The organism is Pseudoalteromonas sp. TAE79, from assembly GCF_000498015.1.
Lineage (GTDB): Bacteria > Pseudomonadota > Gammaproteobacteria > Enterobacterales > Alteromonadaceae > Pseudoalteromonas.
Genome location: NZ_AUTL01000037.1, coordinates 1 through 1,801, shown reverse-complemented (window position 1 = coordinate 1,801; position 1,801 = coordinate 1). Strand labels below are relative to the sequence as shown.

Here is a 1,801-nt window from a genome sequence, read left to right as displayed (position 1 = left end):
CCCAGAGGGTGACCCGCTTGCCGTGGATGGGCAGATCACGATAGGGGACATCACGCTTGCCGAACCGCACGAACTCACCCTGCACGCCGCACTCCTCGCAGGCGATGGGATCGGGCGCGTCCACCTGGAAGTGCATTTCGTCGTCGGTGGATTTGCAGCCCAGCACTTGGTACTCAGGTAGGTGCAGAATGTTGTCGGGCATTTCGGTCATGCGGCGTGCTCCTTATAGTGTTGGCTCCATTTTCCGCACAGTTCCAAATGAAGTTCTTCTGCACATAGCCACCTATCTGCAGTTGCTAGCTGTTATGTATTGTCAACCAGCTGCATTTGAGCTTCATTCATTCTGCCGCCGTGCACTGTCAGCTGTGAAAATCCAGCTTCAAGTTCACGGACATCTGTAGGTGTGAGCGTTACGTTAAGAGCGCCCAGATTTTCATGAAGGTGGTTGATATTCCGCGTGCCCGGAATGGGAATAATCCAGGGCTTCTGTGCCAACAGCCAAGCAAGTGCGATCTGCGAAGGGCTAACACGCTTCTGCTCAGAAAGCTTCCAAAGAACATTGATGAGCGGCTGATTCGCAGCTAGGTTTTCCTCGGAGAAACGGTCAAAACCAACGCGAAGATCTGTTGCTGGGTCAAATTTTGTATTAGCCCACATTTTTCCTGGAAGGTAGCCCATTCCTACCGGCCCCCACGGAACGAAGCCAACGCCGAGCGCTTCACAGGTGGCAAGAACGTCGTTTTTCTCCGGGCTTCGTTCCATGAACGAATATTCAGTCTGAACGGCGGCCACCGGATGAACGGCATGTGCTCGACGGATGGTCGTTGCGCTTGCCTCTGAGAGCCCGAAGTGAAGCACCTTTCCCTCATCAATCAGGTTTTTAACAGCCCCTGCGACTTCTTCAATTGGCACCGATGGGTCAACACGATGCTGGTAAAGCAAATCAATGCGATCCGTTCTCAGGCGCCCGAGTGACTCTTCCACCATTCGTTTGATGTTTTCGGGACGACTGTTAAGCCCTCCGTTCTTGATGTCAAAACCAAATTTAGTCGCGATGGCGACCTTGTTGCGGAACGGTGCTACAGCCTCACCAACTAGCTTTTCATTGGTATACGGCCCGTACACTTCAGCTGTATCAAAAAACGTAACCCCTTTTTCGTAAGCCGTACGGAGGGTTTCAATACCTTGGTTTTTTTCTGCCGGTGGACCGTAGTTGGCACTAATACTCATACAACCCGCGCCCAGTGCAGACACGACTAAATCTCCAAGATGTCGGGTAGGCATACCGGACTCTCTTGAGTGAGATGGAGCCCTCACTGCATCTCCATTACCTGCTTGTCGGTTGTCCGATGCCGCCCATGATGTTGTCGATACCGCGAAACCGACCCCGAGCGAGGCGGCCTTGATTATAAAGTTACGGCGGTCAGAATTTGCGATGTTTGATTCAGTTTGCATAGTAACACTTTCACTGTTGTTCATAAATTAATCCTCAAAAGACGTGGTTTTACATAGACTGGACCGTGGGACGTACGAGAGTTTCGTTTAACGTCACGCGTTGCGGACGGCTGATAGCGAACGAAATGACATCGGCGATATCTTGTGCTGGAATCGCCCACTCCAGAGAATCCTTTGCGGCTTTTTTGCTTTCATCGTGAGTAATGTGATCAGCCAACTCGGTAGCAATAGCGCCTGGCTCAATAACCATTACTCGAATGTCTGGCTGGAGTTCAACGCGTAACGACTCCGACCACCCGTTGATACCCCATTTTGTCGCTGAATAGGCTGCAAAGCCTGCGGGCGC

The 1,801-nt window shown here is 51.8% G+C and carries 3 protein-coding genes; all 3 read right to left on the bottom strand.

The genetic code is table 11. The annotated features are described in order from the left end of the window. Window positions 1-211 (bottom strand): transposase family protein (locus L655_RS1000000126405; protein WP_139016267.1); only part of this gene is annotated, 211 nt, incomplete at its 3' end. Window positions 212-303: 92 nt separating this feature from the next. After that, window positions 304-1,479 (bottom strand): aldo/keto reductase, encoded by a 1,176-nt coding sequence (locus L655_RS0101065; RefSeq protein ID WP_241764419.1) that lies wholly within the window; start codon window positions 1,477-1,479, stop codon window positions 304-306. A gap of 25 nt (window positions 1,480-1,504) precedes the next feature. Then, window positions 1,505-1,801: SDR family NAD(P)-dependent oxidoreductase (locus L655_RS0101060; RefSeq protein ID WP_024603805.1), on the bottom strand; the 297-nt coding region annotated here is incomplete at its 5' end.